The sequence below is a fragment of the Candidatus Micrarchaeota archaeon genome, assembly GCA_021163225.1.
Classification (GTDB): Archaea; Micrarchaeota; Micrarchaeia; order Anstonellales; family JAGGXE01; genus JAGGXE01.
The window spans coordinates 1-5,170 of the sequence record JAGGXE010000014.1 but is presented as its reverse complement, the minus strand read 5'-3'; the positions used below and the strand labels follow the sequence as shown (position 1 = coordinate 5,170).

Here is a 5,170-nt window from a genome sequence, read left to right as displayed (position 1 = left end):
TAAAGAAACGGAAGGAGGGAATTCAACAAAAAGGAAGGGCAGTAGTTAGAACCTTATCACTCCAACTCTACAGTATTTAAGATACCGGGCAGAAAACCTCAACTTATCAGTAATATGGAGAAAGAGTTAATAGCGAGCGATTTTGTGAAAAAAGAAAAAACATGAACCTGAAGTACCGAGAGGAGTTTGGTTCAGGGGGACAATATAGGTTAGGAGATGAGGTCAACGCTCAACGTATCGATTTCGCTGACACCGTCAAGGTTTCTCAATTTCTCCTCGATAGAAGAGGGATCGCCTTCCCTGTCATCGATGATGAATGACACCTTCAACACCTTTATCCCGAACCCGATGTCTTCGATATCCACAGAGTTAGGATTAAGTTGTCTTATCCGTTCGGCCAGTTCGTCAGCACGGGAAGGATCCTCAGGAGTCACGCGAAGCACCATAGCCACCTTACCCATAAAACATCACCCAACCTTCTCTCTTTTTTCAAAAAGGACGGTTTCACGGTCCTGTAAATCCGCATTTGGGACAAACGTACGGTTTGCTGGAAGCTCTGCAATGGGCACACCTAACGATCTCCGTACCGCACACAGGACATCTGAACGCCGCATAGTTCTCTGTCCTAACAGCACAGGTTACACAGACTTTCATAATCCCTCACCTCGTCAAGAACATAGCACAAAATTTAAATAAGAAACCTCCTTTAAACTTAAAACAACAAACGTTTAAATATGTTTTGGCCCAGGTTCATCTTCGATCGAGTTCCGCCCCCATAGTTTAGCCTGGATAGAACGCGGCCCTGCGGAGGCTGAGGCAGGGGTTCAAATCCCCTTGGGGGCATCTTTTTTATCACGCACCGACCCATAGACGCAACGTATCCCTTATTCCGGGTGCCAAACCGATAGTTATCACTATCAGAGCCAGATAGGCGAGAACCTGTTCGTTTATCTCTTTGTGCCGGTAAACATAAGTGAGATAGAAACCTGCCAACAACGCCAAGGTAACCTTTACAACGAAAAACACGAAGAATGTATGCTGACCGAGATAAGATGATAACACGTGCTGTTCACGGTAACAACGTGAGAACATGGTGCACGCTTCGCTGAACCTGTTGTAGATGTCTATCGAAACGAATGTCGCTGCACCGTCCAAACCCTGGGCGATCACCATGTAATCCGTCCATTCCGAAAGGTTATACTTCTTCCTGACGAGTTTCGCCGCAATGTATACGGAAAGTGTAAGGATGATTATCAGAACCGCATATACCCAGTTCTTAGCCATAGGTAGTAAGATAAAGAAATGAATCGTCCAGAGTATCAATGCGGGTATCCCGAACATGTTTTCTCTCTTGAAGAGTTTGAATATGTACAAAGAAACCAACATGAGAACGGTTGTCACGATGTATATCCCCGGCGTTACAGTGAAATATCCGTAATCGTACACGTGAGAATTCAGGATAAAACTGTAAACCGGATTTGACGAATACTGTTGCATTACCCCTGTGTCTATGGAATCGGTAACGACACGAACCGTTGACCCTAGAAGGATGAAAGGTATAACGTTCAAAACAAAAACTTTATCGATGACCACGTGAGTACGTTTAAACAATCGGTATATCAGATAAAGAGCGCATATTGCGATCAACGCATACGTCACAGTGTTCACAAGGTTGTATCCCTTATGCATCCACATATAATCTGTGAAATAGGTCTTGATAAAACCGGTTACATTCACAGTAACCACCGATCCGAAGGACTATGTTCAGTACGGTTTACGCGCCTCTGCAGAATACCTGCCGAGTTCGTGCTCATCAAAATCGCAGACAAGAAACTCTGCTATCCACGGATAACGTTTTTCTATCTCGCGGTACATCTGCTGTGCTATGCGACGGTACGACGGATGACCCTGTTTACTGCTCCTTAATCTGATCACGTAGAAAAGTTCACGCAGGTTCAATGTGATGAGGACCCGTTTACGAAAACCTAAAGGCACTACGTACTGGGCTTCGTCGGGCATATCAACGTACATCTTTTCAAACAACCTCCTCGCTTCGTCCATAGCAAACCTGAACTTTTCCTCGTACTCTTTTCCAGCATTCGCAACGTCCTCGGGCACATCGTAACCTAAGAAAGCTGTGAGCGGTTGCTCGGTCTGAGTAGTCATCCTATGCCTCTGGATATCCCTGAACGCGCCGTAATCTAGCGTCAACTCAAACGTGAAATACACATGTTCAAGCTCCCTTAATGGGCGGTCTTTGCGGGTAACCCTTTTCATCACTTCTGCATAAAACGTTCTCCTTTCCTCAGAACTCATCCTATCAACGATACCTGCGATGTCTGCATACCTAACAGGATTACGCGTATATCTGTACATCAGAGATGCGGTGATCATCTTCTCTAAAAATACCGGGTCCGGACCGTGAACCAGACATGCAGAATTTGTTTCATCAGCATCAGGAACCACTGATCCAACGCGTCTGTTAACCATCTCGTACAATTTCTGTTCGGTTTCTCTCACATAATCGCTCGGAGAAGTGTTCAACATCAACGTCGGTACCACCTTTCTCAATTCTCTGTGCAACTTCTCAGCGAGCACGCGTAACTCGTACAACCGTGAAGCGTACAGTTTACTGCTCAACGTGTAACTGCACTCCCTAGCGTTAACCGTCCAACCGAAACTGGTAAGCGTGGACGCGGGAAGCAGATACCGTAACGCATCAAACCGTCTGGCCTTGCATGCTCTTAACCATGCCTTCTTGTTATCGAACTGTTCCTTATCGGTAACCGTCTTGATGTATTCTAAAACCGGTTCCTGTAATTCTTCGTACGTCTTGAAAAGAAGATGCATTACCCTATGGTATTCCTCAGCATACTCGGAAGATTCGATGTTCGGATCAGTGTAATACATCCCTTCCTTAAACCTAACGTACCGCGTAGATTTTTCGGTAAAAGAAGATAACCGCGCACGTTCTATGATCTTGGTAGCGAGGATCGATATGTTCTCCACACCTATACCTATAACGGCACCTTCGGCTATCGATTCGTGACTGTATTCGATGTACCATTTTTTCATAAACTGCTCTGCCAACCGTTCCAGAGATTTTATCGAGAACCTTTCCAGTTGACCTGATTCGGCAAGGTCTCTCAACAGTTTGTACTCCTCTGGCGAATCGCGTAACAGTTCTATAAAACTTTCCCGTAACCCTGCGGTCGACCTGCTGTACCTGGCCTGAAACAGAGCCCAAACTTCAGGCGGAAGGTCTCTGGCCACGAAAACGTTGTCATCAACGTTCGTAAAGAAACGGTTCAAAATCTTGCGGTCGATCTCATCGATACCTCTGTCAACACTCTCATGAAACGGGGGGACCCTACTGAATGCCGTCGGTCTGCGTGAAACCTTTTTCTCTAAAGTTGGTCGTTCTTTAGACTTTTTTTCCAAAAACAACACCTCCCACACCAATAAAAAAGAAAAGTGAAAGGATAGCCCCGCCCGGATTCTCGCACTTTCTCGGAGAGAAATACCTCTCCAAAGGAAAGCGGTTCGAACCGGGGTCTTCAGGTCCAGAGCCTGACATCCTTGACCGCTAGACGACGGGGCTATCTGAACGTTTTTATCTAATGCTGTTTCTGTTTAAAATCATTTCTGTTTTCTCCGTTTCTTCTTTTTCTTCTTCCGTTTGATCAGTATAGGTATCAGTAACAGTAGTGCAGTCACACCCAAAGCCAGTGCCCAGAAGAATCGCATCTGTTTCTCCTCCTCTTCCCTGAACAGATAACTGCGAACCTTGGCCAAAATTTCTTCGGCGTTCTCAACATGACCCGCTGCAAGTTCTGCACGCGCCTGTTCGATCATCTGTTCGTATACGCTAATGTTCTCTATCATCTCAGGTGGTTTTTTCTTCTTCAATTCGCGTAACCGTGTCTCAAGAATATCGAGCTCACCTTTCACCTTTAACACTGTCTCGTCGGTCACTTCAGGCGTAATGGGAGTACAAGTATGGTTAAGGCATACCTCTCGCGGACCGCACTGAGAATCGTAACAGCATTCGTAAGGTATGCAGGTATGGTTTTCAACGTATCCGCACTCGCATTCTACGGGTTGACAGGTGTTGTTGATGCATACGCTCGTCTCAGGACAATCCGCATCGGACATGCATTCAGGCGGCATGCGACATGTATGTTCCAGAGCTACTAAACCCGGCGGACAGACCAATTCCTGACAGTAGCAACCGTCACAGTACTCGCTGGTATTGCATTGAGCATCAACAGAACATTCGCAGACAGGTTGGGGTGGTCGGCAGTCTTCAAAGGAATAGGTGTAAGTGTAATCGTCATACCCGGATTTCTCTACTTTGAGGGTGTGTTCACCTATACTGAACCTGGCAACAATGCGACCGTCCTCATCGGTACGTCCGATGTATTCATCGTCAACGTACACATACGCATCGTCGACGTAACCTCCGTGTCTGCGTTTAACCGTTATCAACACATCCTGATCAGCGCAGGTGGAATTGAGTTCGACCTCCATACGCTTCCTCCGTGGTTGAGACGGTGGGGGTCGACATGCGGGGTCACCGTAACAATCCGGGTCATTACAGTCAACCAGACCGTCACCGTCGTCATCAATACCGTTCGTACAGTTCTCAGGGGGAAATACCCGTGTGATCTTCACAGTATCGTTCATCCAATCCGAATAATGGGTACCGTCGAATGCACGGACGCTGCATGTCCAATTCTCGTCCCGACTAGTGGCTGAGGAAGGTACCTTTACGGAAGAATTGCATACCGTACCGTTGGTACATGTTTCTGTGCTGTCGTACTGAGGCATGTGCGTATCTCCCACATACCATTCAAACTCGACCACAAGGGTTGCTGAGTCATTATCGATGGCGAGTGCCGAACATGTCAAATCGTCATCATCGTTCGGTTGAGAAGGTGAGATGCTGACGTTGGCCATGACGGGTTTGATTGTGTTATTACCTGAAACGGTCACATTTATGTGACGGCTCTCGGTCTCAGGTGCGTTCTCGCCGACACCTATCGCATAGAACTCCGCGGTTGTATCGTTAACATCTACAACCGTCCAGGTAACCAAACAGGATTCGCCCTTATGCAAATTCGCGAGACACGGCGTGTTATCGGGTGTGGCGGGATTGTGAGATATCGTG

5 protein-coding genes and 2 tRNA genes are annotated in these 5,170 nt (G+C 46.8%); 1 reads left to right on the top strand and 6 read right to left on the bottom strand.

What is annotated here, in order from left to right; all coding sequences use genetic code 11:
- Positions 1-209: 209 nt before the first annotated feature.
- Both J7K41_01085 and J7K41_01080 read right to left on the bottom strand, forming a co-directional pair.
- Complete coding sequence (locus tag J7K41_01085; GenBank protein MCD6549288.1) at positions 210-461, bottom strand: elongation factor 1-beta; 252 nt, start codon at positions 459-461, stop codon at positions 210-212.
- A 43-nt stretch (positions 462-504) separates the two neighbouring features.
- Positions 505-654: an RNA-binding protein gene (locus J7K41_01080; protein ID MCD6549287.1), complete on the bottom strand. Its 150-nt coding sequence runs from the start codon at positions 652-654 to the stop codon at positions 505-507.
- 115 nt (positions 655-769) lie between these two features.
- On the opposite strand from J7K41_01080, the gene J7K41_01075 reads away from it, so the two are divergent.
- A tRNA-Arg gene (locus tag J7K41_01075) sits at positions 770-843 on the top strand.
- A 9-nt stretch (positions 844-852) separates the two neighbouring features.
- Here the strand turns inward: J7K41_01075 and J7K41_01070 are convergent.
- The 4 genes from J7K41_01070 to J7K41_01055 form a co-directional block, all read right to left on the bottom strand.
- Positions 853-1,695 (bottom strand): DUF63 family protein, encoded by an 843-nt coding sequence (locus J7K41_01070; protein MCD6549286.1) that lies wholly within the window; start codon positions 1,693-1,695, stop codon positions 853-855.
- 69 nt (positions 1,696-1,764) lie between these two features.
- Positions 1,765-3,441, bottom strand: a complete 1,677-nt coding sequence (locus tag J7K41_01065) for an FAD-dependent thymidylate synthase (protein ID MCD6549285.1) — start codon at positions 3,439-3,441, stop codon at positions 1,765-1,767.
- Between the two features lie 42 nt (positions 3,442-3,483).
- Positions 3,484-3,601: transfer RNA gene (locus tag J7K41_01060), tRNA-Gln, on the bottom strand.
- 38 nt (positions 3,602-3,639) lie between these two features.
- On the bottom strand, positions 3,640-5,170 hold a 1,531-nt coding region (locus J7K41_01055; protein ID MCD6549284.1), incomplete at its 5' end, for a hypothetical protein.